General features: G+C 45.6%; 22 protein-coding genes, 7 tRNA genes, 3 rRNA genes and 1 pseudogene. 23 read left to right on the top strand and 10 right to left on the bottom strand.

Going from position 1 to position 23,092, the window contains the following annotated elements; genetic code table 11:
• Positions 1–4: 4 nt before the first annotated feature.
• The 3 genes from A9236_RS09440 to A9236_RS09430 all read right to left on the bottom strand — a co-directional run bounded on the left by A9236_RS09440 (position 5) and on the right by A9236_RS09430 (position 1,962).
• Entirely contained in the window at positions 5–538 is a 534-nt protein-coding gene (locus tag A9236_RS09440; RefSeq protein ID WP_071464416.1) for a hypothetical protein, read from the bottom strand.
• A gap of 113 nt (positions 539–651) precedes the next feature.
• A complete protein-coding gene (locus A9236_RS09435) occupies positions 652–834 on the bottom strand; it encodes a hypothetical protein (protein WP_071464417.1) in 183 nt (60 codons plus the stop codon).
• Between the two features lie 111 nt (positions 835–945).
• The gene (locus tag A9236_RS09430) at positions 946–1,962 is read right to left on the bottom strand and encodes a GIY-YIG nuclease family protein (RefSeq protein ID WP_071464418.1); all 1,017 of its coding nucleotides are present in this window, start codon (positions 1,960–1,962) and stop codon (positions 946–948) included.
• Between the two features lie 325 nt (positions 1,963–2,287).
• On the opposite strand from A9236_RS09430, the gene A9236_RS09425 reads away from it, so the two are divergent.
• On the top strand, positions 2,288–3,034 hold the full coding sequence (locus A9236_RS09425; RefSeq protein ID WP_083393415.1) for a complement resistance protein TraT: 747 nt from the start codon (positions 2,288–2,290) through the stop codon (positions 3,032–3,034).
• A gap of 100 nt (positions 3,035–3,134) precedes the next feature.
• Positions 3,135–3,869 carry a hypothetical protein gene (locus A9236_RS09420; protein ID WP_071464419.1) on the top strand — a complete coding sequence of 245 codons (735 nt, stop codon included), beginning with the start codon at positions 3,135–3,137 and terminating at the stop codon, positions 3,867–3,869.
• Positions 3,870–3,969: 100 nt separating this feature from the next.
• Here A9236_RS09420 and A9236_RS09415 read toward each other — a convergent pair whose 3' ends face one another.
• The 4 genes from A9236_RS09415 to A9236_RS09400 all read right to left on the bottom strand — a co-directional run bounded on the left by A9236_RS09415 (position 3,970) and on the right by A9236_RS09400 (position 7,603).
• Positions 3,970–5,580: a hypothetical protein gene (locus tag A9236_RS09415; RefSeq protein WP_143070624.1), complete on the bottom strand. Its 1,611-nt coding sequence runs from the start codon at positions 5,578–5,580 to the stop codon at positions 3,970–3,972.
• Between the two features lie 201 nt (positions 5,581–5,781).
• Complete coding sequence (locus A9236_RS09410) at positions 5,782–6,156, bottom strand: hypothetical protein (protein ID WP_071464421.1); 375 nt, start codon at positions 6,154–6,156, stop codon at positions 5,782–5,784.
• A 24-nt stretch (positions 6,157–6,180) separates the two neighbouring features.
• Positions 6,181–7,374: a tyrosine-type recombinase/integrase gene (locus A9236_RS09405; RefSeq protein WP_071464422.1), complete on the bottom strand. Its 1,194-nt coding sequence runs from the start codon at positions 7,372–7,374 to the stop codon at positions 6,181–6,183.
• The gene (locus A9236_RS09400) at positions 7,367–7,603 is read right to left on the bottom strand and encodes a hypothetical protein (RefSeq protein ID WP_071464423.1); all 237 of its coding nucleotides are present in this window, start codon (positions 7,601–7,603) and stop codon (positions 7,367–7,369) included. Before A9236_RS09400 ends, A9236_RS09405 begins: the two co-directional genes overlap by 8 nt.
• A 142-nt stretch (positions 7,604–7,745) precedes the next feature.
• Here A9236_RS09400 and A9236_RS09395 point away from each other — a divergent pair, with 142 nt between their 5' ends.
• The gene (locus A9236_RS09395; RefSeq protein WP_071464424.1) at positions 7,746–7,961 is read left to right on the top strand and encodes a helix-turn-helix transcriptional regulator; all 216 of its coding nucleotides are present in this window, start codon (positions 7,746–7,748) and stop codon (positions 7,959–7,961) included.
• A 245-nt stretch (positions 7,962–8,206) separates the two neighbouring features.
• Here the strand turns inward: A9236_RS09395 and A9236_RS09390 are convergent.
• Positions 8,207–8,282: transfer RNA gene (locus A9236_RS09390), tRNA-Arg, on the bottom strand.
• 104 nt (positions 8,283–8,386) lie between these two features.
• On the opposite strand from A9236_RS09390, the gene A9236_RS09385 reads away from it, so the two are divergent.
• On the top strand, positions 8,387–8,614 hold the full coding sequence (locus tag A9236_RS09385) for a hypothetical protein (RefSeq protein WP_236638845.1): 228 nt from the start codon (positions 8,387–8,389) through the stop codon (positions 8,612–8,614).
• 52 nt (positions 8,615–8,666) lie between these two features.
• Here A9236_RS09385 and rsmI read toward each other — a convergent pair whose 3' ends face one another.
• Positions 8,667–9,560 carry a 16S rRNA (cytidine(1402)-2'-O)-methyltransferase gene (gene rsmI / locus A9236_RS09380; RefSeq protein WP_071464425.1) on the bottom strand — a complete coding sequence of 298 codons (894 nt, stop codon included), beginning with the start codon at positions 9,558–9,560 and terminating at the stop codon, positions 8,667–8,669.
• A gap of 104 nt (positions 9,561–9,664) precedes the next feature.
• Here rsmI and A9236_RS09375 point away from each other — a divergent pair, with 104 nt between their 5' ends.
• The 3 genes from A9236_RS09375 to A9236_RS09365 are packed head-to-tail and all read left to right on the top strand — an operon-like array spanning position 9,665 to position 11,324.
• The gene (locus A9236_RS09375; RefSeq protein WP_071464426.1) at positions 9,665–10,267 is read left to right on the top strand and encodes a phosphoheptose isomerase; all 603 of its coding nucleotides are present in this window, start codon (positions 9,665–9,667) and stop codon (positions 10,265–10,267) included.
• A gap of 34 nt (positions 10,268–10,301) precedes the next feature.
• The gene (locus tag A9236_RS09370) at positions 10,302–10,952 is read left to right on the top strand and encodes a BON domain-containing protein (RefSeq protein WP_071464427.1); all 651 of its coding nucleotides are present in this window, start codon (positions 10,302–10,304) and stop codon (positions 10,950–10,952) included.
• A gap of 18 nt (positions 10,953–10,970) precedes the next feature.
• Positions 10,971–11,324 carry a c-type cytochrome gene (locus A9236_RS09365; protein ID WP_071464428.1) on the top strand — a complete coding sequence of 118 codons (354 nt, stop codon included), beginning with the start codon at positions 10,971–10,973 and terminating at the stop codon, positions 11,322–11,324.
• Between the two features lie 9 nt (positions 11,325–11,333).
• On the opposite strand, the gene A9236_RS09360 is transcribed toward A9236_RS09365, so the two are convergent.
• Positions 11,334–11,990 (bottom strand): GNAT family N-acetyltransferase, encoded by a 657-nt coding sequence (locus tag A9236_RS09360; protein ID WP_071464429.1) that lies wholly within the window; start codon positions 11,988–11,990, stop codon positions 11,334–11,336.
• Between the two features lie 484 nt (positions 11,991–12,474).
• On the opposite strand from A9236_RS09360, the gene A9236_RS09355 reads away from it, so the two are divergent.
• From A9236_RS09355 to rplL, 16 genes and pseudogenes are all read left to right on the top strand, one after another.
• A 16S ribosomal RNA gene (locus tag A9236_RS09355) occupies positions 12,475–14,007 on the top strand.
• 59 nt (positions 14,008–14,066) lie between these two features.
• Positions 14,067–14,143: transfer RNA gene (locus A9236_RS09350), tRNA-Ile, on the top strand.
• A 30-nt stretch (positions 14,144–14,173) separates the two neighbouring features.
• Positions 14,174–14,249 (top strand) — tRNA-Ala (locus tag A9236_RS09345).
• A gap of 267 nt (positions 14,250–14,516) precedes the next feature.
• Positions 14,517–17,390 (top strand): 23S ribosomal RNA (locus A9236_RS09340).
• A gap of 106 nt (positions 17,391–17,496) precedes the next feature.
• Positions 17,497–17,610 (top strand): 5S ribosomal RNA (gene rrf / locus A9236_RS09335).
• The 16S, 23S and 5S rRNA genes sit together here with 5 tRNA genes alongside, the layout of an rRNA operon.
• Positions 17,611–17,715: 105 nt before the next feature.
• Positions 17,716–17,800: transfer RNA gene (locus tag A9236_RS09330), tRNA-Tyr, on the top strand.
• A gap of 5 nt (positions 17,801–17,805) precedes the next feature.
• Positions 17,806–17,879: transfer RNA gene (locus tag A9236_RS09325), tRNA-Gly, on the top strand.
• Positions 17,880–17,900: 21 nt separating this feature from the next.
• Positions 17,901–17,975 (top strand) — tRNA-Thr (locus tag A9236_RS09320).
• A gap of 64 nt (positions 17,976–18,039) precedes the next feature.
• Positions 18,040–19,230 carry an elongation factor Tu gene (tuf, locus tag A9236_RS09315; protein WP_071464430.1) on the top strand — a complete coding sequence of 397 codons (1,191 nt, stop codon included), beginning with the start codon at positions 18,040–18,042 and terminating at the stop codon, positions 19,228–19,230.
• A 14-nt stretch (positions 19,231–19,244) separates the two neighbouring features.
• Positions 19,245–19,320, top strand: a tRNA-Trp gene (locus A9236_RS09310).
• Positions 19,321–19,340: 20 nt separating this feature from the next.
• Positions 19,341–19,718: a preprotein translocase subunit SecE gene (gene secE / locus A9236_RS09305; protein ID WP_071464431.1), complete on the top strand. Its 378-nt coding sequence runs from the start codon at positions 19,341–19,343 to the stop codon at positions 19,716–19,718.
• Between the two features lie 7 nt (positions 19,719–19,725).
• Positions 19,726–20,298, top strand: a complete 573-nt coding sequence (nusG, locus tag A9236_RS09300; protein ID WP_071464432.1) for a transcription termination/antitermination protein NusG — start codon at positions 19,726–19,728, stop codon at positions 20,296–20,298.
• Between the two features lie 147 nt (positions 20,299–20,445).
• Complete coding sequence (gene rplK / locus A9236_RS09295; RefSeq protein ID WP_068320088.1) at positions 20,446–20,877, top strand: 50S ribosomal protein L11; 432 nt, start codon at positions 20,446–20,448, stop codon at positions 20,875–20,877.
• A gap of 2 nt (positions 20,878–20,879) precedes the next feature.
• Positions 20,880–21,581, top strand: a complete 702-nt coding sequence (gene rplA, locus A9236_RS09290) for a 50S ribosomal protein L1 (protein WP_071464433.1) — start codon at positions 20,880–20,882, stop codon at positions 21,579–21,581.
• A 238-nt stretch (positions 21,582–21,819) separates the two neighbouring features.
• A pseudogene (rplJ, locus tag A9236_RS09285) lies at positions 21,820–22,338 on the top strand (50S ribosomal protein L10); the annotation flags it as partial.
• Between the two features lie 159 nt (positions 22,339–22,497).
• Positions 22,498–22,872, top strand: coding sequence for a 50S ribosomal protein L7/L12 (gene rplL, locus A9236_RS09280; RefSeq protein ID WP_011901893.1), 375 nt, complete (start codon positions 22,498–22,500; stop codon positions 22,870–22,872).
• Positions 22,873–23,092 lie beyond the last annotated feature (220 nt).

The raw sequence follows: 23,092 nt of genomic DNA, 5'->3' as shown, positions 1-23,092 counted from the left end.
TTATTTAAAAACGATATGACATCCCACCCATATAAGTGTTTGCACTGTTCATAAACCCTGCGGTACTAAAATGGGTGTAATCGACGGTGAGATCCATATTTTTATAAAGTGCATACTTTGCACCCACCCCAGATGTGAGAGCAAAGCCGTTTGATGAGCCAATCAGCGCGGAAGAGGATGTGCTTAAGTAAGCGCCGCCTAGTTTTGCAATGAATTGGAGCTCAGGGATTGGCTTGACTCGAAACAGGAAGCTGCTGCCATATGCGCTTGTGTTGCCAAAATGCTTATAGGTAATATCTGCGCCAATATATTCGTTGGTGAAAAACCCAAGTCCAAACCCAGCGGCGAGATTATTTTGAGTAACTGAATTGGTTTGCAGGCTGGAGTTATACAAAAAGTTATTATTCGATACCAGTACTTGTTGAGAATATTTTGAACTTGCTTGCCCAACCAGTAGATCAACATAACCCTCTGCTTGTGTAGCCTTAGATAAGCATAAGGCTGCGACCACAATTACCGAGAAGGCGGTATTTTTCATTAGCTACTTATGCTGGATTTTGTTCGTAAGCTTTTGTACATTCATGAGAAGCTTTTGGCTAAAAATAGTGTCCTGCCTAGCGGACACCGGAGTTCTTTTTGGCCTTGAATCTGTTAGAGGCCAAAATCTTCAGGACTTCTGATGATGGCAGCAAAGATAGACTCTAATTCTTTTAGCTTATAGAGGCGCTCCCTTTCCTTGGGTAAAATTTGCCCTTCTTTGTTCAATAGCGGTGACCGTACACCTTCAATTTTTCTGTAAACATCAAAAATTTCTGCATATAAAGCAAAGCTCATTACCATCTCCCAATATGACTGCAAAATCTTCTGGAGCCAATGTAGCAACTTATTGAGAGGTTAAAAGTTAAATATTGTTAAACAACTGTCGTCACCAACGCAACTTGAGACTCAACTGCTTCTTGAAAATAGATGATTCGATAGTTGGGTACAGTGATATTGCATATAAAAATTAGACCGCTTACGCATCACTCTCAAGGCCAGAGAGGCTGCTGCATGAATGACGCCTGGGTCAGCCAAAAGAAGATCCATTCGAGCATCCTCATCACAGGCTAGGGTAATTTGATTTTGGCCCGCATCACGGTACCCTCTTTCGATAAATTGCACACTAGGAAAGTGCTCAAGAAAGACTTCAGGTTCAGGCCAATATTGGCTGAGTACCTCGGCATCTACCGTCATAAAGGCCCATAAATTATTGGTTTTTTTCACCCAACCAACAATAAATATCTCCATTGAGGCTACATTAACGCAAAAGAGTCTAGGCCAAGTACTGACATTGGTACTTGGCATGCAGCTGACAGACCAGAAAGAATACTCAGTAGATCTCGGAAATGGAATGCATTTAGATATGTATTGCTTTAAAAGAGATGTAGCAGACTTTTCTAGAGGATGGCCAAGGTATTGATCAAAGCTTTTGGAGAATCGATCTTGCTGATTTTGTGGAAGAATAATCTTCGGTTCACATTCTCCCCCTATAAAATCTTGACCACTAATAGCGGCCAGCCAATCTTCTTGCTCTTTTGGCGATACAACAGCATCTAGATCCGTATCGCCCAATATACTACTAACATGAATGGCATTTTTCAACTTTAGGCCCATAGCCTCAGCCCTGTAGATCAATTCTTTTTCTCGATCATTTAACAAGGCCTTTGAGCTCTCAATAAAACTAAATCCCACAATATCTAAGTAAATTTGGCGGTGTTCAGAAAACCTTCTCACCACATCAATTGCCTGCCCAATATAGAAATGGCCCGTTGCAAAAGATAAGCAGTAGATACCGCAACGTTTTTTAGTGGTGCCAAAGAAGTGTGCAATCGATAAGAACGACTCTACATTCTTTATTTCGAGGAAACCTAGGGGCGCTAGATTAGCCACGTTGGAGATTGGCTTTATGTCATCAATTTGCATATTCAAGTTCAAAGAAATCACCAGGCAAAAGACTTATTAAAAAATTCATAACTTTTGGCGACAGAAAAAATAAACTCACGCTTGAATCAGCAGAATTTTTTTGAATTATCCCTGCCAACTATCATTTAATTCCCATCGAATTATTAAATATTGTTAAGCGTGTTTTGCAATCCATCTTTACGCATTAACCTTTCAAACATTGCTGATAAAAATCCCCCTCATTAAAGGAGGAATTAAATGCAGTACAGAAGAGCTCTGGAGTTTAAGGAACTATGCCGCATAGGACTCCTTGGGTTAAGACAATAGTTATTTAAAGAGGGTTTATATGAATATCGCCAAAGTAATAGCTTTATCTATAATTGCTGCACAGATATTTGGATGCACTGCAATCAATACCAGCATCTCCAAGAGAAATCTAGATGTTCAGTCCAAACTATCGGATACAGTCTTCCTGGATCCAGTAGCCGATCGCTATAAAACCGTTTTTGTACAGGTGCGAAATACATCTGATAAGCCGGAACTTGATATAGAGCCAGGCGTGAAATCTGCTCTCATGCAAAAAGGTTACACAATTTCAACCGATCCAGATAAGGCACAATTTATCTTACAGGCCAATATATTGTCCGTGAGTAAAACTAGCGTAAATCCGCTTAATTCAGATTTCGGTGGGTACGGAGCAGTTTTGGCGGGCGGAGCAATTGGCGCTCTTGCATCGGCAGCAACGGGCGGATCGAATCGTAATATCGCAGGCACAGCTTTGGCAGCTGGGGCTCTAGTTGGACTTGGAAACTTAATTGGGAATGCTTTGGTATCTGATGTTTATTTTTCAGTTGTAACGGATGTTCAAATTAAAGAGCGAAATAAAGCTGGGGTTATTAGCCAGGAAAATAACACCCAAATAGCCAAAAATGGAAAAAGTGCATCAAGCACTACTACCGTCAACGCCTCAACCGATATGAAGACCTACCAAACACGGATTATGTCTGTTGCCAATCAAGCCAATCTTGAATTTAATGATGCAGTCCCATTGCTTCAAGGGGGCCTGAACAAAGTAATTTCAGGAATCTTTTGATCAAAAGCAGTCAACTTTGATTGGCCCCCAGCACATAACAAAGGGGCTTCTTTCAAGCCTAAGTAAGTTAATACTGTTTATTCCTCACGAAAGAATATCTATGTGGAAAGTACTATTTTCTATCATTTGTATCGCCTCACATCATTTGGCAATAGCTCAGAATGCCCCTATATCCTCGACTAATGCCCCTCCACAATCCATTAATCTTAAGCAGCTATCCAAAGAAGATGTAGCGCCTACTGCAGCAAAATGGAGCACTACTGGCTATACAATTATTGGCGTTCTATATGTCGCAGGCGCTATGGCCACTATGCGCGCTCACGGTGACGAACTAGACGCTGCCTTCAAGGGCTATCTTGCCAATAATCCACAATCCGATACTTTGGATAAAGTTTTTAATAATGAACTACTGGCAAACCTCAAAATTGTAGGAATAAAACCGAATGATATTGAGGTTAAATTTGAGGATAAGGAAGCCATCACTGACCCATCTAAAGCCAATGGTAATTTAGTTTTTTCCATTAACAGATTAGAAAGTGGTTTTCTAGCAGCTGCCGATGACAAGCCCTATAGACCCATTGTATCGGTCTCTTTTAGCCAGCTAGATGGCGCCGTTGAAAGACAAAAAGCAAAAGCCATGGCCGTCAATATGACACTGCCTGAGGCAGAACAAGTTCAATACGATAACTTTGATCAACTGCTCGCAGATGCGCCCAATGCTTTTATAGCTCTGCAAAAAATTACTAGGGCTGCAGCTAAGCAGTGTGCCCTGGCCATCAAGGGCGCTTTGGTAAAGTCGCGGAAAACCGAAGAAACTAATGCAAACCCTGCATAAAAATCTGATGAAAAATATCACCTCCTTTTTACTTACACTCTTATCCCCATGCCTTTCAAAAGACAGACCTCAGACTCACCCCTATTTTCTGCTGGCATTATTACCGTTGATGGGTCAAGCGGCGCACACTACGAACTTTTGCATCAACCAGTGGAAGGCCGACCAACTCACGGACTCGTTCAAAGATTCCCAATCCAAGGCGGTCAAGGTGAATGGGAATACTTTGCAGTCTGGAATTTGAGTTTCTCATTGCTAAAAAATCTGACCAATAAAAACATTTTTCATCCAAGAGAATTTCGATTGCTTCGGGTGCGGTCTTCACTTTTGGAATGTGCAATGCAAGCTTATCGCGTAACTCAATCCAATCGGTGCGCCTTCTGAGGTTTGTATATAGCCTATTTCTAGTGGTTAACTGATTTGTATTTTTTAGGCCTAATTTTTTTAGATAATTGACTGCTGCCAGAGTATCAAGTGTCTTAAATTCTTTAATAAGTTCACTTGTAATTTGAATATCAGCTTTTCTGCGTTCTTGTTCTTTGGCGGAAACATTTCCCAGAAAGTCTCCCCAGTTTGTCCATTCGGGGTAGCCGCCATTCGGCGCCGCTGGAGATTTCCTGATGAAATCCCATTCCCCTCCTTTTCGGGGATATTTTTCAAATTCTGTTTTTGATTGAAAGTTAAAAGTGCGAACAAATTTTTTCGCATCTTTCCAGCGCCAAAAGTCATCAATTTTTCTGCCATTAATAAATTCATACCAATCCATTCCATAGCTTTGGCGAATAGAGTTTGGCGTGCCTACAGGGAATAATCCTTTTTTATAGGCTTCGTTATATTGGGCTCTTTCAACAATGCCTAGGCGCCGACAATCTGCCCTAACATCTGCAATTGGCCTAAGATCTTCTTTGTAGGTAATCGATCTTCTGTTGTGCAAGGCATCCAGCGCTAGTCGCACTTCTTTTGCCAGGCCCTTTATGCGGGTCAGTGCATATAAGTCCGGTGCTCCACGTTGAAATTGAGAAAACGAGCCAATATGGTTCGTTTTAGCGTAGTTGACAAAGTCTTCTAATCCCCATTTGATTCCAAGATCGTGCTGACTGTATGCGATTGGTAGGCCAGCGGGAGCACACAACAGAATGCCGAAGTTTTTAAATTGTTGCTTGATGTGACTTAAGTATTTCCTTAAACCCCACTGCCGAAAAATTTCTGCTTCTATGGAGATGAGGGGTAGTTCTGAGTTTGCATAGTAGGCCTCCTTCTTTTGCCGTCTAATTAAATATGTTTCAGCCCATGTTGGTAGATCGCTTCTTGAATTCTTGTTAATGTCAGAGCACATAAACACTTCAACATTTGCCACCCCTGGCAGCTTAAAGTCACCTTTAAAAGGCTGCCTTGTTTCCTGAAGAGCTAGTTTGGGGTGGCTAAGGTAGCTAACCCCAGAATAATGAAGCCAGTTAGCAACAACCATTTCTGATTTGCTGTCATATCTTCGCCCATCCATCCCATAAAGGTTATCCACCCATTTACCAGAGTCGACCATTAATTTTTTAATTTGTGGCCAAAGATTAGACCTATACGCAGCATTTTGCCCTGCTACATAGTTGGAGCGAAATTCGCTAGCTGAGCTAAATTGTTCACAAAGTGCTAGCCAATCAGAAATTTTATATAGCCCCCACTTTTCTACTCCCCTGCGCCAGCCAAAAGTTGCGCTCATGCGAGCCCTTAAATTTTTCCGACCTTTAATTTCGTTATATAAGGGCACATCTTTTTTCGAGAGATTCGTGGGGCTGATCGCGTATTGGCAGGCCAACTCAAATAAAAAGTCGTCGGTTGCGCTGGCATAAGTTTTGTATTTAGGTGCCATGATTTTTTCGAGTGGTTAATAGATGGATGCTTGTGTGGGGGAAAGGTTATTTCATGAGCGCCCTCCTGGTGGCTTCTCTGGAGAAGTTGTTGGCTCGTTCGAGGGGGCTACAGAAAGACCAGAATGTTTTGCAATTTCTAACCAAGGATTGGCGATAAGCCCAGTATCGGCACCTTGATTTATCCGGATGTTGGGTAACTGATTTGGCGAATCTGGCGAGCTTAATGGGGGTGATGCAGGCAGCGTCATTGACTGAGGCCCGGGTAATTGTGTTGCTTGCTCAATTTCTTTAGTTGCCCGACTCTGAGTTTTCGGCAAACGGTTCACTCCAATTCTGTTTGGATTTATGCCTGAGTGGGCACTTACTTCATTGAGTGATTGGGGGTCAATAATGGGGTGCGGTTGGTCTTGCATCTGCGCTGCCATGAGTCTTTCAAAGGCGCTTCCGTCCTAGCGGGTCAAGTTCGGAATAAATCTTGAGTACACCCGAAAGAGCATCTCGGTGGTGGTGTGCCCCATCTGTCGGGCGATCCATTCGGGAGCCTCGCCAGAAGCCAACATGAGGGTGGCAAAGGTATGGCGAGTTTGATACGGCACTCGCTTTTTGAGGCCCAATAATCTTAAAAGCGGATACCAAACTCGCTTAGAAATATTGCGATGAGAAATGGGCGTTCCTGCGCTGGTTGCAAAAACATAGACGCCCTGCCCGGTCACTTTGTGTTGCGCCAAAAGCGCATCAAAGACCATCTGAGACATTTGGATGTCGCGCTCGGATTCTCCGGTTTTGGGAGTTTCCTCGTAATCGTTAACAATCGTCTCTTTTATGGAAATCGTGCGGCGCTCAAAATCGACGTACTGCCATTTGAGGCCATCGATCTCACCAGTACGGGTCCCCGTAAAGAAGCGAACGATATAGTAATTGCGAAAGTCAGCTCGAACTGTGCGAAGAATGTCTTGGACTTCTTGTATCGTGAACGGCTGCACATCGGTCTTGCCCACTCTTAAAGGTTTGATATTGATAAAGGCCGGGGCAAATTCATAGCGGTCGGCAGCCTCTGTCAATATCATCCGCAGCGGGGTCATGATGTGGTTAATACGTGAAGCAGAAAGGCTCTCTTTGTTCTTAATTCCGGGTAACTTTGCCAAAGAGGAGCGAAAAGCCAGAATGTCACCCTTTTTGATCTCATTTACCGTCTTTTGGCCAAACTGAGGAATCAGGGAGTTATCTAGAACACCGCGGGTAGTCGTCCTATGCGAACGCTTCCACCCCACTTCCATCTCTGAGTACCACTGATTGGCAAAGTCGGAAAACAGTGGGGTTTGACGATGGGTTGATGGCGGGCGGTCGGGTGGCATTCCAGCAATGGCTAAAACCAAGTTGGCGGGAGCCTTATTAATAGCAGGGGTGCTAATAGCCAGTCGCGCTTCTTCTACTTCTGCAATGCGTTTACTCATTGGAAAGAAGTGCTCATGGCGGTAAGAGCCATTGGCTACAGCTACTTTGATGTTTTCATCTAGCTTGGCCAGTAATTTGCGGTTAGCCTTGGAATCAACCAATTCCGTTTGCTCTCTACAGCGAATCCCAAAAACTCGGAAATCCAGAAAGAGGTGCCCAGTTTCTTTTCTGACGCGAATGTTAGACATGAACAACGCCCCCTCTTGCCATTGGGATTTGATTTAGGGTTGAAGAGATCGCCTTTGTCATGTCATCCTCAATAACTTCCCAGATATAGAGAATCTTTCTTCCGCCAAAAGGGCGGAAATAATGACGTCCCTCTAATAAGACAGAATCTTTAAGTTGATCCCGAATCGTGCGGGGGTCATATTTGATGCGAGCTGAAAGCTCTTCAGTGGTGAGATAGGTCTGTGCCATTGTTAACTCCATGTAGTAAAATCAATCAAAGTGGCGAAAAGTAATTCTTAATTAACTTTTGCCATCCTGAATGACATTATGCATGAGTAAATGACATTTAGCAAGCACTTTTTACATTTAATATTAAAAAAAGCTATTCAGAATGATAAAATGCCATTTATCGACCCTTATGGGCGAAAGAAAACTCAAGTTGGTGGATGTCGCTCGTGAAACAGGCTTGCATCGAAATACCATCACCCTGCTTTACGATGAAACAGCTGCAAGGGTCGATTTAGATGCAATTAGTAAGCTGTGCAAATTTTTCGATTGCAAAGTCGAAGATCTATTTGAATACCTACCAGATGCTCAAAACGACTAGTCAATTCGGCTTGGGCACAGAAATCTAGGTATTAAGGCGGTAAGTGTGCCAATTTGAGGCTAATACTCAAAATTGGCATAGCCCAAAAAAGGTGGGCACAAAGCAGGCACAAAATGGGCACGGTTTGGGCACAAAAGACCATTTGAGTATTGGCCTGATTTGTAAATGAAGAGATAGCAAAAGCATTAAAAGCTGCAAAAAATAGCTTTCAATGCAGTTTTTTAAAAACTATGTGCCCAAAAGACTGGTGCGCCCGGCAGGAATCGAACCTGCGACCCTTGGCTTCGGAGGCCAATACTCTATCCACTGAGCTACGGGCGCTAGTGGAAAAACTGGTTACCCCTCTATTGTAAGTGTCTATAACCCTTCTCTCTAGTTATAATCTAGACAAAACAACCCTGAAACCCGTCAAACGATAAATTCTTATGAGCAACGAGCACGGAAGTCTAATTAAGTCCCCAAAACAACTCATCATCATGGTGTTCGCAAGCTTTTTCGTGCCACTCATCATCATTTTGTTATTAATGGTGTTTGTGAACAATGGCAAGCGCGCAGATTCATCTGCATCTGCCGATCAAATTATTAAGCCAGTGGGGCAACTCAATTTTAAAGATGCTAGCGAGCCTGCGGCTCCTGCTACTAGCGCCAAATAAGTCTTTAGCGCATATTTAAAAGCTGGCCTTGTGCCAGCTTTTTTATTTTCATTTATTCACTCTTTGCATCTAAGGCAACTTGATAGGCTTCTTTTTTTGTGAGGCCTAAAGTTTGCGAAAGAACGGCAGCAATTTCTTTGCTCCCCATATAAGGGCTCAGCGCATTAGCCCACAACAAGAGAGCTGAATGCTCTGGAGTCTCATCGCTATTGGCTGATCGCCCTGCAACCACGATGACAAATTCACCCTTAAGGCTCTCTGCCACCTCTAGCCAGTGAGTAACGTCTTGCGCTTGAAGTGGCACCAGTTGCTCAAATTTTTTGGTTAACTCACGGCAGACTAAAAGCTGACGATCAGCCTCTAAATTTTTTGCAAGCAATGCAAGTGTTTCTTTAATGTGGTGCGGAGACTCGAAAAAGATGCTTGCCTTTTTGCTGCTGGAGATATCGTGCAGCAGAGCATCACGCTCTTTAGTTTTATTGGGCCAAAAACCTAAAAACTGAAAGCGTCCTTCCGAGTGATGCATCACTGAGCCGGCTGCTGAGATGGCGCTTGATACAGCGCTTGCGCCCGGAATGGGAATTACTCTTAGCCCTGCTTTTTGAACCTCATTTACCAGTTTTGCCCCTGGGTCCGAGACTCCCGGGGTTCCGGCATCTGAAATATAAGCCCAGCGCTCATTGTTCAAAAGGTGTTGTATGACTGTTTGAGCGCCGCCAATTTCATTGTGTTCGTGCAACGCTAAACATTTTTTATGAATGCCAAATTGTTGGAGTAATGCCGCACTATGTCTGGTGTCTTCACAAGCAATCCCATCGACTGAATTGAGAACATGCAGGGCGCGTAAAGTAATGTCGCCCAAATTGCCGATAGGTGTCGCAACCATATACAGAGCTCCTACAGGTAAATCCTGCTGCTTTAAGAAATCGAAAGAGCTAAGTTCCATGGGGGCTGCCTGCAAAAAGTTAAACAATTAGTAAGAGGATACGTTGCTTTTGGGATAAGCTGATTGCTAATGAAATTAGGACATCTTTGGCGCATAATATTGTTATGGAAAAAGATATCAACGAACGTTTGCGTCTGCGTGCCTCCCAGCATTTTCTGGACAGCATTGCCGTGAAACAAGAGGCTGAAAAACTGCTCCCCGAATCTGTTGCTAGGGGCGTACTGGCGATGGTCGATTGTTTGCGTGCCGGCGGTAAGATCATGGCCTGTGGCAATGGTGGTTCTGCAGCCGATGCGCAGCACTTTGCAGCAGAGCTCGTTGGTCGTTTTGAAAGGGAGCGCCAAGAGTTGGCTGCAATTGCTTTGACGACCGACACTTCAATTCTTACGGCCATTGGAAATGACTATAGCTACGATGAGATTTTTAGTAAGCAAGTTCGCGGTCTTGGGAAAAAAGGTGACATTCTGTTGGGTATTTCAACCTCAGGGAATTCGAAGAACGTGATTAAAGCCATTGAGGCTGCCAAAAAGCTCGGTATGAAAATTATTGCATTCACCGGCAATGGTGGCGGCAAGATAGCTCAGTTATTAGATAAAGATGATATTCACTTGTGCGCACCATCAACGCGTACAGCGCGCATTCAAGAAACGCATTTGGTTTTGCTGCATGCTTTATGTGATGGCGTAGATCACGTACTACTCGACTGAAAATTATTGTTACTTCAATACAGAAATTACCCAAATGAAAATCTCATTCCTCAGAAAACTGTTTCTCGCTACTCTCGTTGTTTCACAACTTTCTGCATGCGCAGTGGTTGCTGTTGGCGGGGTAGCGGCGGGCGCTGCCGTTATGGCGGATCGACGCACACCAGCCGTGCAAGCAATTGACAAAGGCATTGAGTTAGAGGCAGAGAATGCGCTAGCAAAAAGATTTGGTGATAACGCACACATTAACGTGACTTCGTTTAATCAAAAAGTATTGCTCACTGGCGAAGTGAAGGATGCCGATATTAAGGGTGACGCAGGAGCTTATGTCAAGGCGATGAAGAATGCGCGCTCCGTGTTTAATGAATTGGTTGTTGGGCCAAACAGTAACTACACATCACGCGCAAATGACTCTTATCTGGAGTCTAAGATCAAAACACAAATGGTCTTTACTGACCAGTTACCGTCAAACTCTATGGTTATAGTGGCGGAAGGGGGTAGCGTCTATCTTATGGGGATCTTGACGCAAAGTGAAGCTGACCTTGCCAAGAAAATTGCGAGCAATACCAATGGCGTAAAAGATGTTTATGTTTACTTCGACATCATTTCTGAAGAAGAAAAAGTGCGTCTAGAAAAGCAAGGCAAAGCAGATCAAACTCAACCTAGTAGCCCTCCAAAATTTCAATAATTTTTTCGTAGGTTGGTGATGTTTAAAAAGCGAGCGATTGTAAAAATAGTTTTTTTATTTACAGTGCTCGCTTATTTCTTGCCTACTGCGCAGGCGAATATTCAAGACGAGAATGCATTCGCACTTGCAAAACAAAATGCTTGCTTGGGCTGCCATGCAATCAATAAAAAAATTGTTGGCCCTAGTTTTCAAGCGGTGGCAGAAAAATATAAGAGCGACCCCAATGCTCAAGCATTTTTAAAAAATAAAATTGCTAAAGGAGGGTCTGGTTCTTGGGGCATTGTGCCTATGCCGGCCAACTCAAAATTGAGTGATGCGGATTTATCTACATTAACTAGCTGGATATTGCGTGGCGCACCCAACAAAAACTAAGGCTAGAAGTTAAGGCGCTAGACCGGGTCTTCCTAAGAGCCACCACCAGGCTTGATTAGAGCGTTTGAGGTTTTCTTTTAGGGCGTAGTCCATGCCAGCCCACTGCGCATTGGCAGCCTCTTCCACAATAGTCGCGGGATTTGCTGGGGGCAACTTAAGGCAAGCATCAGCATCGCCATAGGCGTATTCAACGGTCATCCCTGCCTTTTGAGCCAAATGCATCATGGCTTTGTTATTGGCAAGACAATGAACGTAAAGGGTTTCAATGCTGGTATTGCGTGAGTGAACGGCTGAGCGTTGTAACAACGCTGTGCCCAGGCCCTGGGAGCGCCCTTCTGGTAACACAGACACACCAAATTCAGCAGCTCGCGCCTCACCCTTATGCTCAGGCAAATAGGCTAGATGGGCCATACCAACTAGCTTCAGATCTAAATTGAAAACACCAAAAATGACATCCCGATTGAAATCAAGACCTTCTACATAGTGACGAATCACCTCATCAGGAGTCTGGGTGCCAAACCGTAGCCGCCTATCTTCATCATTTAGTTGTAGTAAATGATTCAATATTTCCTGTCTATATCCAGCGTGAAGTTCGCGAACGGGTACAGCCTGCCCAGCCATATATGGGCTTGAAGGTAAGTGACTATTCGCTAATTTATTGTGCATAGCAATATTTTAGCAGGGATAGCTAAAAATTACAGGGTTTTCCCTAAGTTTGTTGCAAATAGGCCAAATCAGCATCAAAAAACAGCGTAATTTTTGGTTTGTTTAGGGCTAAACCTTAAAAAATAAGAAATTTCGAAAAAAAGTTGAAATTTTTTTCGAAATATAACCCATTGTTTTAATTGGATATATTTTTAAACTAAGAAAAAACTTAGCCTTTTTTAAGTAAAAGAGTACGAAAGGTGTTGACGACCCTAAAAATGTGGGGTATAGTCTCACCTCTCTGCTGAATGTTTTACGAAATACGAAAAACAAGTCAGCCCTCTTTAAAAATTAGTCAACCGATAATTGTGGGTACTAAGTGAAAGCATCCAGTCCTTCGGGACAGATGTAAATAAATAGTACTCATAGACAGTAAAAAGATTTGGTTTTATTACCAAGTCAATTTCTTGAATGAGTGCGACGATCCGCAAGGATCACAGGAATTAAACTGAAGAGTTTGATCCTGGCTCAGATTGAACGCTGGCGGCATGCCTTACACATGCAAGTCGAACGGCAGCACGGGTGCTTGCACCTGGTGGCGAGTGGCGAACGGGTGAGTAATACATCGGAACGTACCTTATCGTGGGGGATAACGCAGCGAAAGCTGTGCTAATACCGCATACGCCCTGAGGGGGAAAGCGGGGGATCGAAAGACCTCGCGCGATTAGAGCGGCCGATGCCTGATTAGCTTGTTGGTGGGGTAAAAGCCCACCAAGGCGACGATCAGTAGCTGGTCTGAGAGGACGATCAGCCACACTGGGACTGAGACACGGCCCAGACTCCTACGGGAGGCAGCAGTGGGGAATTTTGGACAATGGGGGAAACCCTGATCCAGCAATGCCGCGTGAGTGAAGAAGGCCTTCGGGTTGTAAAGCTCTTTTGTCAGGGAAGAAACACCGGCTCTAACACAGTCCGGGAATGACGGTACCTGAAGAATAAGCACCGGCTAACTACGTGCCAGCAGCCGCGGTAATACGTAGGGTGCAAGCGTTAATCGGAATTACTGGGCGTAAAGCGTGCGCAGGCGGTTATACAAGACAGGCGTGAAATCCCCGGGCTTAACCTGGGAATGGCGCCTGTGACTGTATAGCTAGAGTGTGTCAGAGGGGGGTAGAATTCCACGTGTAGCAGTGAAATGCGTAGATATGTGGAGGAATACCAATGGCGAAGGCAGCCCCCTGGGATAACACTGACGCTCATGCACGAAAGCGTGGGGAGCAAACAGGATTAGATACCCTGGTAGTCCACGCCCTAAACGATGCTGACTAGTTGTTCGGGATTTACATCCTGAGTAACGTAGCTAACGCGTGAAGTCAGCCGCCTGGGGAGTACGGTCGCAAGATTAAAACTCAAAGGAATTGACGGGGACCCGCACAAGCGGTGGATGATGTGGATTAATTCGATGCAACGCGAAAAACCTTACCTACCCTTGACATGTCACTAACGAAGTAGAGATACATTAGGTGCTCGTAAGAGAAAGTGAACACAGGTGCTGCATGGCTGTCGTCAGCTCGTGTCGTGAGATGTTGGGTTAAGTCCCGCAACGAGCGCAACCCTTGTCTTTAGTTGCTACGCAAGAGCACTCTAAAGAGACTGCCGGTGACAAACCGGAGGAAGGTGGGGATGACGTCAAGTCCTCATGGCCCTTATGGGTAGGGCTTCACACGTCATACAATGGTGCATACAGAGGGTTGCCAACCCGCGAGGGGGAGCTAATCTCAGAAAATGCATCGTAGTCCGGATCGTAGTCTGCAACTCGACTACGTGAAGCTGGAATCGCTAGTAATCGCGGATCAGAATGTCGCGGTGAATACGTTCCCGGGTCTTGTACACACCGCCCGTCATACCATGGGAGTGGGTTTTGCCAGAAGCCGTTAGCCTAACCGCAAGGAGGGCGACTGCCACGGCAGGGTTCATGACTGGGGTAAAGTCGTAACAAGGTAGCCGTATCGGAAGGTGCGGCTGGATCACCTCCTTTCTAGAGAAAAGATGCTGGAGCTATAGTGCCCACACTTATCGGTTGACAATAAAAGCCACGGGTCTGTAGCTCAGCTGGTTAGAGCACTGTGTTGATAACGCAGGGGTCGTAGGTTCAAGTCCTACCAGACCCACCAATCAGCGTTGATATGGACTTAGTGGACGTTGGGGGATTAGCTCAGCTGGGAGAGCACCTGCTTTGCAAGCAGGGGGTCGTCGGTTCGATCCCGTCATCCTCCACCAACATCTAAATGTCAAAACTAAGCGATTTAATAATTGTTTAGTTTTGCCATTTATGGCTGTTCTTTAAAAATTTGAGTAAGCAAAGTGTCAAATGTTTCTTTGAGAGGACATTTGACAATGTAATAAGGGTAAAGATTGAATCATCAATCAGTAATACAAACGAGTTTTACCAAGTTCTTAACAAAGTACTTACAGTTTGGATTACGGCAAACATGTCAGAAGTAGAAGTAAACCTGTAACAGGTACTAGCAATGGTGCTCGTTATAGGATCAAGTGAATAAGTGCACATGATGGATGCCTTGGCGATTACAGGCGACGAAAGACGTTATAACCTGCGATAAGCCCCGGGGAGCTGGTAAATAAGCTTTGATCCGGGGATTTCTGAATGGGGAAACCCACCACTTTTGTGGTATCCATACCTGAATACATAGGGTATGAGAAGCGAACCTTGTGAACTGAAACATCTAAGTAGCAAGAGGAAAAGACATCAACCGAGATTCCCAGAGTAGTGGCGAGCGAAATGGGAAGAGCCTTCTAGTGATATCTCAGTAATTAACAGAATGGAATGGAAAGTCCAACAATAAAGGGTGATAGTCCCGTATGTGAAAATTATTGAGTGGTACTAGGCTAGAGACAAGTAGGGCGGGACACGAGAAATCCTGTCTGAATATGGGGGGACCATCCTCCAAGGCTAAATACTCGTAATCGACCGATAGTGAACAAGTACCGTGAGGGAAAGGCGAAAAGAACCCCGGGAGGGGAGTGAAATAGATCCTGAAATTGTGTGCATACAAACAGTAGGAGCCTCGTAAGGGGTGACTGCGTACCTTTTGTATAATGGGTCAGCGACTTACATTCAGTAGCAAGCTTAACCGAATAGGGAAGGCGTAGCGAAAGCGAGTCCGAATAGGGCGCTAGTTGCTGGGTGTAGACCCGAAACCAGTTGATCTATCCATGGCCAGGTTGAAGGTGCGGTAACACGTACTGGAGGACCGAACCCACTAACGTTGAAAAGTTAGGGGATGAGCTGTGGATAGGGGTGAAAGGCTAAACAAAACTGGAAATAGCTGGTTCTCTCCGAAAACTATTTAGGTAGTGCCTCGTGTATCACTGTAGGGGGTAGAGCACTGTCATGGTAGTGGGGTCCATTGCGGATTACTGCGCCATAGCAAACTCCGAATACCTACAAGTGCAAGCACGGGAGACAGACATCGGGTGCTAACGTCCGGTGTCAAGAGGGAAACAACCCAGACCGCCAGCTAAGGTCCCTAATATATGCTAAGTGGGAAACGAAGTGGGAAGGCTAAAACAGTCAGGAGGTTGGCTTAGAAGCAGCCATCCTTTAAAGAAAGCGTAATAGCTCACTGATCGAGTCGTCCTGCGCGGAAGATGTAACGGGGCTAAGCATATAACCGAAGCTGCGGATCACAGCAATGTGATGGTAGGAGAGCGTTCTGTAAGCCTGTGAAGGTGTCTTGTAAAGGATGCTGGAGGTATCAGAAGTGCGAATGCTGACATGAGTAGCGATAAAGGGGGTGAAAAGCCCCCTCGCCGTAAGCCCAAGGTTTCCTGTTCAACGTTCATCGGAACAGGGTGAGTCGGCCCCTAAGGCGAGGCAGAGATGCGTAGCTGATGGGAACAAGGTTAATATTCCTTGACCATTGTTAGATGCGATGGGGGGACGGATCGCGGAAAGTTGTCCGGGTGTTGGAAGTCCCGGTTCTTACGTTGGAGATGGCTATTAGGTAAATCCGGTAGCGTAATTCAAGGGCGTGAGACGAGCGAATTTATTCGCGAAGCAATTGGAAGTGGTTCCAAGAAAAGCCTCTAAGCTTCAGTCTAACAAGACCGTACCGCAAACCGACACAGGTGGGCGAGATGAGTATTCTAAGGCGCTTGAGAGAACTCAGGAGAAGGAACTCGGCAAATTTGTACCGTAACTTCGGGATAAGGTACGCCCTGGTAGTTTGACCCTGTACAAGGGGAGGACGAAAGGGTTGCAATAAAAAGGTGGCTGCGACTGTTTAATAAAAACACAGCACTCTGCAAACACGAAAGTGGACGTATAGGGTGTGACGCCTGCCCGGTGCTGGAAGATTAAATGATGGGGTGCAAGCTCTTGATTGAAGTCCCAGTAAACGGCGGCCGTAACTATAACGGTCCTAAGGTAGCGAAATTCCTTGTCGGGTAAGTTCCGACCTGCACGAATGGCGTAACGATGGCCACACTGTCTCCTCCTGAGACTCAGCGAAGTTGAAATGTTTGTGATGATGCAATCTACCCGTGGCTAGACGGAAAGACCCCATGAACCTTTACTGTAGCTTTGCATTGGACTTTGAATCGGTCTGTGTAGGATAGGTGGGAGGCGTTGATAACAGGATGCTAGTTCTGTTGGAGCCAACCTTGAAATACCACCCTGATTTATTTGAGGTTCTAACCTTGGCCCGTTATCCGGGTCGGGAACAGTGCATGGTAGGCAGTTTGACTGGGGCGGTCTCCTCCCAAAGTGTAACGGAGGAGTACGAAGGTACGCTTGGTACGGTCGGACATCGTACCTAAAGTGCAATGGCAAAAGCGTGCTTAACTGCGAGACCGACAAGTCGAGCAGGTGCGAAAGCAGGTCATAGTGATCCGGTGGTTCTGTATGGAAGGGCCATCGCTCAACGGATAAAAGGTACTCTGGGGATAACAGGCTGATACCGCCCAAGAGTTCATATCGACGGCGGTGTTTGGCACCTCGATGTCGGCTCATCTCATCCTGGGGCTGTAGCCGGTCCCAAGGGTATGGCTGTTCGCCATTTAAAGAGGTACGTGAGCTGGGTTTAAAACGTCGTGAGACAGTTTGGTCCCTATCTGCCATGGGCGTTGGAGATTTGACGGGGGCTGCTCCTAGTACGAGAGGACCGGAGTGGACATTCCGCTGGTGTACCTGTTGTTTCGCCAGAAGCATCGCAGGGTAGCTATGAATGGAAGAGATAACCGCTGAAAGCATCTAAGCGGGAAACTTGCCTGAAGATGAGATCTCCCGTAGGTTTAACCTACATAAAGGGTCGTTGAAGACCACAACGTTGATAGGTCGGGTGTGGAAGTGCAGTAATGCATTAAGCTAACCGATACTAATTGCCCGTTAGGCTTGATCCTATAACCAGCACTATTGTGTTGGATGTTTGCCAGATTTAATCTGCATCCTTATTACATGCTTACTCAAATAGAGTTGTTGATTTAATCAGCAACTCGACCCTCTACGCCCGGTGACCATAGCAAGTTGGAACCACTCCTTCCCATCCCGAACAGGACAGTGAAACGACTTTACGCCGATGATAGTGCGGATTACCCGTGTGAAAGTAGGTAACTGCCGGGCACCAATGCGACGCCCAGACCCTCTTAGGTCTGGGCGTTTTTACTTGTGCCAAGCGTTTAGAGATATTGACAGAAACTCTATTTGGAGTCAGAATATTGGGTTCGCGGAGGGGTGTCCGAGCGGCTAAAGGAGGCAGACTGTAAATCTGTTGGCTATGCCTACGTAGGTTCGAATCCTACCCCCTCCACCAGATGTGCGGGATTAGTTTAATGGTAAAACAGCAGATTTCCAATCTTCGGTCAAGAGTTCGATTCTCTTATCCCGCTCCAGAATTTGTTGCATTAGATTTCGCCCATGTGGCTCAGTGGTAGAGCACTCCCTTGGTAAGGGAGAGGTCGGCAGTTCGATCCTGCCCATGGGCACCATGTTTGATTTTATTAATTGTGTATTTCGTGTTTGGTTTAAGAGTTAACTAAAGGCAGATTAAAAATGGCAAAAGAAAAATTCGAGCGGACAAAACCGCACGTAAACGTAGGCACCATCGGTCACGTTGACCACGGTAAAACTACATTGACAGCAGCAATTGCAACCGTGCTTTCTAAAGCATTCGGTGGCGAAGCTAAAGCATATGATCAGATCGATGCTGCTCCTGAAGAAAAAGCACGTGGTATTACGATTAATACTGCGCACGTTGAGTACGAGACTGCAAACCGTCACTACGCACACGTGGATTGCCCAGGACATGCTGACTACGTGAAGAACATGATTACTGGTGCTGCTCAGATGGACGGCGCTATTTTGGTTTGTTCTGCTGCTGACGGCCCAATGCCACAAACTCGTGAACACATCCTCTTGGCACGCCAAGTAGGCGTTCCTTACATCGTCGTGTTCTTGAACAAATGCGACATGGTTGATGACGCTGAATTGTTAGAACTCGTTGAAATGGAAGTTCGTGAGCTTTTATCTAAGTACAACTTCCCTGGCGATGACACACCAATCATCCAAGGTTCTGCTAAGTTAGCTTTAGAAGGCGACGAAGGCCCATTGGGTAAAGAAGCCATCATGAAATTGGCTGAAGCATTAGATACTTATATCCCAACTCCAGAGCGTGCTGTTGACGGCGCGTTCTTGATGCCAGTAGAAGACGTGTTCTCTATCTCCGGTCGCGGTACTGTTGTGACTGGTCGTATCGAGCGCGGTATCGTTAAAGTAGGCGAAGAGATCGAAATCATCGGTATCAAGCCAACACTCAAGACCACTTGTACTGGTGTTGAAATGTTCCGTAAATTGCTCGACCAAGGTCAAGCAGGCGATAACGTTGGTATCTTGTTACGCGGTACAAAACGTGAAGAAGTTGAGCGCGGCCAAGTATTGGCTAAGCCAGGTTCAATCACCCCACATACTCACTTTACAGCCGAGGTGTACATCTTGGGTAAAGATGAAGGTGGTCGTCATACACCATTCTTTAACAACTATCGTCCACAGTTTTACTTCCGCACAACGGACGTAACTGGTTCAATCGAGTTGCCAAAAGACAAAGAAATGGTCATGCCTGGCGATAACGTCACGATTACCGTAAAACTCATCGCGCCAATCGCGATGGAAGAAGGTTTACGTTTTGCGATCCGTGAAGGTGGCCGTACTGTTGGCGCCGGCGTGGTTGCAAAGATTTTGGCTTAAGTAGTTTTTTATAAAGGGGTGTAGCTCAATTGGCAGAGCGTTGGTCTCCAAAACCAAAGGTTGGGGGTTCGATGCCCTCCGCCCCTGCCACGATTTGAACTGAAAGTTATATGTCTCAACACACTGCAAGTCACTCTGAAGAAAAGAGCAGCTGGGTCTCCGGACTCGCTGCTTTAATCGTCGTTGCTGCGTTAGTTCTTTACTACACGTTGATCGACCAGTCTTTATTGGTGCGTCTTGCAGTTTTGTTTGGCGGCATTGCAGCAGCAGTGATCATTGTGGCGATATCTCCTGATGGGCGTCGTTTTATCGCCTATGCAAAAGATTCTTGGTATGAAGTAAAAAAGGTTGTTTGGCCAACTCGCAAAGAGACGACCCAAATGACTCTAGTCGTATTTGGCTTTGTTCTGATCATGTCCTTGTTTTTATGGATTGCAGACAAATTGATTGAATGGCTAGTTTTTTCAGTCTTTTTGGGCTGGAAGTGAGTAAAAAATGATTGATTCTGAAGCAGCTGTAAATCCACAAGCAACCGGCAATATGCGTTGGTACGTGATCCATGCTTACTCTGGCATGGAAAAAAGCGTTAAAAAGGGTCTTGAAGAGCGTATTGCACGTTCTGGCATGCCTGAAAAATTTGGCCGTATTTTGGTTCCCTCTGAAGAGGTTGTAGAGATCAAGTCCGGCACCAAGTCAGTTTCCGAGCGTCGTTTCTTCCCAGGATATGTCCTGATTGAGATGGAAATGACCGATGAGAGCTGGCATTTGGTGAAGAACACACCAAAAGTAACCGGTTTCGTAGGCGGCGTTCGTAATCGTCCAAGCCCAATTTCTACGGCTGAAGTAGCCAAAATCATGGATCAAATGCAGGCTGGGGTGGATAAACCTAAGCCTAAGACCCTATTTGAGGTTGGCGAGATCGTGCGAGTTAAAGAAGGCCCATTTGTTGATTTCAACGGAAATATCGAAGAAGTCAATTATGAGAAGTCAAGATTGCGCGTTTCTGTTACAATTTTTGGCCGCGGTACCCCAGTTGAGCTGGAGTTCGGCCAGGTAGAAAAGATGTAAAAACAAGGACTTAGTCCTGGTTTTAGTAGTTAGTAGTTAAGTGGTTAGCAATAACCGAGGAGCGGAGCTAGAAAGCCAAAAACTAGCGAAGCGTTTACTCAACAGCGGTCTTTCCTAATGAGGTTAGGCGCGCTTTAAGGAGCACACATGGCAAAGAAGATTATTGGCTTTATTAAGCTGCAGATCCCTGCAGGTAAAGCAAATCCATCACCACCCGTAGGTCCAGCATTGGGTCAACGCGGCCTTAACATTATGGAATTCTGTAAGGCGTTCAATGCTCAAACTCAGAGCATGGAACCAGGCCTTCCAATTCCAGTCGTGATTACAGCGTTTGCTGATAAGAGCTTCACATTCATCATGAAGACTCCTCCAGCAACCATCATGATTAAGAAGGCTGCGAAGATTGAAAAAGGATCACCACGTCCTCATACCGATAAAGTGGGTTCAATTACTCGTGCTCAAGCGGAAGAAATCGCTAAAGCAAAAATGCCAGATTTGACAGCAGCCGATATGGACGCAGCTGTTAGAACAATCGCTGGTAGCGCCCGTTCCATGGGCATCACTGTGGAAGGTCTCTAATCATGACTAAATTATCTAAACGCGTAAAAGCAATTCAATCTAAAGTTGATCGCAACAAGTTCTATTCATTAGATGACGCATTGAACCTTGTTAAAGAGTGTGCAACTGCTAAGTTTGATGAATCTATTGACGTTGCTGTTCAGTTGGGTATTGATGCTAAGAAATCTGACCAAGTTGTGCGTGGCGCAGTAGTGCTCCCGGCTGGTACAGGTAAGCATGTTCGTGTAGCTGTTTTTGCTCAAGGCGAGAAGGCTGAACAAGCTAAAGCCGCTGGTGCAGAAATTGTTGGCATGGAAGAGCTTGCTGAACAAATTAAAGGCGGCAAAATTGATTTCGATATTTTGATCGCATCCCCAGACACAATGAAAATTGTTGGTACTTTAGGTCAAGTATTGGGCCCACGTGGTTTGATGCCGAATCCAAAAGTTGGAACAGTGACTCCTGACGTTGCTACTGCAGTTAAAAATGCAAAAGCTGGTCAAGTTCAGTTCCGTGTGGACAAAGCCGGTATCGTGCACGCAAGCATTGGCCGTCGTTCATTCGAGCCAACTGCATTGAAATCCAACTTGCTCGCATTGCTCGAGGCTTTGAATAAAGCGAAGCCACCTGCATCTAAGGGTATTTATTTAAAGAAGGTTGCCGTAAGCAGCACCATGGGTGCAGGCGTACGCGTAGACCAAGCATCGTTACAGGCAGCAGCTTAATTAGCCTGTAGCAAAAAAGAACTTTGGGTCGACTCCCACTCTTTGAGTGAGAGTCGAACATCAAAGACCGTTGGTGAATGAGTTTGCTTTTATAGGGATGAATTCTTAATCGTTACGAAAGTAATAGCCAGCGCAGATGGCGACCCTGAAAAGATTTTCACAAGAACCTTGTGAACAAATGATCAGACGCTGGTGTGTAACCCCAACTGGAAACAGTTGGTTTTTTAGGAGTTAAACCGTGCCTTTGAATGTACAAGACAAAAAAGCGATTGTTGCTGATGTCGGCGCTCAATTGGCTGGAGCCCAAACTGTCGTGCTCGCTGAATACCGTGGTATTCCAGTAGAGCAGTTGACAAAGCTACGTGCTAGCGCACGTGACCAAGGTGTATATCTTCGCGTTTTGAAGAACACATTGGCACGCCGTGCTGCACAAGGCACACAGTTTGAGCCTCTTGCCGATTCGATGGTTGGCCCCTTGATCTACGGCATTTCTGCTGATCCGATTGCTTCGGCAAAAGTATTGCAGAACTTTGCTAAGACTCAAGACAAGCTGGTCATTACTGCTGGCTTATATAACGGCAAGTTGTTGGACGTAGCGGGTGTTAAATCCCTCGCGTCTATTCCAAGCCGCGACGAGTTGTTATCTCAGTTGTTGGGCGTGATGTTGGCCCCAGTTTCTGCGATGGCTCGCGTATTGGGCGCAGTAGCAGCACAAAAGGCAGAAGGAGCACCTGCTCCTGTTGCAGCACCGGTAGCAGAAGTAGCAGCAGCCCCAGCAGAAGTAGTTGCTGAAGCCGCCGCTCCAGAAGCAAGTGCTGAGCCTGCAGCCGCAGCCCCAGAAGCTGGAACAGAAACACCTGAAACCCCTGCCGCTGAATAAGCGACAGATTAACTATTTAAGTATTAGGAGCTAAAAATGGCGATTACTAAAGAAGAAATCATTGATGCAGTAGGTAGCATGTCCGTTATGGATTTGAACGACTTGGTTAAAGCATTCGAAGAGAAGTTTGGCGTATCAGCTGCAGCGATGGCTGTTGCTGGTCCTGCTGGTGCAGCTGGCGGCGCTGCTGCTGAAGAGCAAACAGAATTCACTGTTAACTTGCTCGAAGCTGGCGCAAACAAAGTTTCAGTAATTAAGGCAGTTCGCGAAATTACTGGTCTTGGCTTGAAAGAAGCTAAGGACTTGGTTGACGGTGCACCGAAGCCAATCAAAGAAGCTGTTGATAAGAAGACGGCTGAAGAAGCTAAGAAGAAGCTTGAAGAAGCTGGCGCTAAAGCAGAACTCAAGTAATACATACAATGCTGGCGCCTCTCAAAAAGGGGCGTTAGCCATGTTGGGTTTGACCTCTAGAGGTCAAACCCGATTTCATTTCTGATTGAAATCGGGTTTGCCTTCTGATACGACTGCAGAATGCAAGTTTGGTCGGACACTAAATCTATCGGTTTAGTGTTGTCCGCCAGTGATTGGTAGTGGCCAATCGCCAAATCTTTGTACAGTCGCTGAATTCGGA

The organism is Polynucleobacter sp. QLW-P1DATA-2 (assembly GCF_001870365.1).
Lineage (GTDB): Bacteria > Pseudomonadota > Gammaproteobacteria > Burkholderiales > Burkholderiaceae > Polynucleobacter.
Note: the sequence above shows the minus strand (reverse complement) of the source record. Positions and strands in the feature narration are given on the sequence as shown.

Bases quoted from the DNA above. Each gene is read 5' to 3' on its own strand.
- A9236_RS09440 (WP_071464416.1), bottom strand. From the start codon at position 538: ATGAAAAATACCGCCTTCTCGGTAATTGTGGTCGCAGCCTTATGCTTA.
- rplK (WP_068320088.1), top strand. From the start codon at position 20,446: ATGGCAAAGAAGATTATTGGCTTTATTAAGCTGCAGATCCCTGCAGGT.
- A9236_RS09410 (WP_071464421.1), bottom strand. From the start codon at position 6,156: ATGGCAGCGCAGATGCAAGACCAACCGCACCCCATTATTGACCCCCAA.
- A9236_RS09405 (WP_071464422.1), bottom strand. From the start codon at position 7,374: ATGTCTAACATTCGCGTCAGAAAAGAAACTGGGCACCTCTTTCTGGAT.
- A9236_RS09385 (WP_236638845.1), top strand. From the start codon at position 8,387: ATGAGCAACGAGCACGGAAGTCTAATTAAGTCCCCAAAACAACTCATC.
- A9236_RS09360 (WP_071464429.1), bottom strand. From the start codon at position 11,990: ATGCACAATAAATTAGCGAATAGTCACTTACCTTCAAGCCCATATATG.
- rplA (WP_071464433.1), top strand. From the start codon at position 20,880: ATGACTAAATTATCTAAACGCGTAAAAGCAATTCAATCTAAAGTTGAT.
- A9236_RS09365 (WP_071464428.1), top strand. From the start codon at position 10,971: ATGTTTAAAAAGCGAGCGATTGTAAAAATAGTTTTTTTATTTACAGTG.
- A9236_RS09415 (WP_143070624.1), bottom strand. From the start codon at position 5,580: ATGAGCGCAACTTTTGGCTGGCGCAGGGGAGTAGAAAAGTGGGGGCTA.
- tuf (WP_071464430.1), top strand. From the start codon at position 18,040: ATGGCAAAAGAAAAATTCGAGCGGACAAAACCGCACGTAAACGTAGGC.
- rsmI (WP_071464425.1), bottom strand. From the start codon at position 9,560: ATGGAACTTAGCTCTTTCGATTTCTTAAAGCAGCAGGATTTACCTGTA.
- A9236_RS09435 (WP_071464417.1), bottom strand. From the start codon at position 834: ATGAGCTTTGCTTTATATGCAGAAATTTTTGATGTTTACAGAAAAATT.
- rplL (WP_011901893.1), top strand. From the start codon at position 22,498: ATGGCGATTACTAAAGAAGAAATCATTGATGCAGTAGGTAGCATGTCC.
- A9236_RS09375 (WP_071464426.1), top strand. From the start codon at position 9,665: ATGGAAAAAGATATCAACGAACGTTTGCGTCTGCGTGCCTCCCAGCAT.
- A9236_RS09400 (WP_071464423.1), bottom strand. From the start codon at position 7,603: ATGGCACAGACCTATCTCACCACTGAAGAGCTTTCAGCTCGCATCAAA.
- A9236_RS09370 (WP_071464427.1), top strand. From the start codon at position 10,302: ATGAAAATCTCATTCCTCAGAAAACTGTTTCTCGCTACTCTCGTTGTT.
- A9236_RS09395 (WP_071464424.1), top strand. From the start codon at position 7,746: ATGATAAAATGCCATTTATCGACCCTTATGGGCGAAAGAAAACTCAAG.
- A9236_RS09420 (WP_071464419.1), top strand. From the start codon at position 3,135: ATGTGGAAAGTACTATTTTCTATCATTTGTATCGCCTCACATCATTTG.
- A9236_RS09425 (WP_083393415.1), top strand. From the start codon at position 2,288: ATGAATATCGCCAAAGTAATAGCTTTATCTATAATTGCTGCACAGATA.
- nusG (WP_071464432.1), top strand. From the start codon at position 19,726: ATGATTGATTCTGAAGCAGCTGTAAATCCACAAGCAACCGGCAATATG.
- A9236_RS09430 (WP_071464418.1), bottom strand. From the start codon at position 1,962: ATGCAAATTGATGACATAAAGCCAATCTCCAACGTGGCTAATCTAGCG.
- secE (WP_071464431.1), top strand. From the start codon at position 19,341: ATGTCTCAACACACTGCAAGTCACTCTGAAGAAAAGAGCAGCTGGGTC.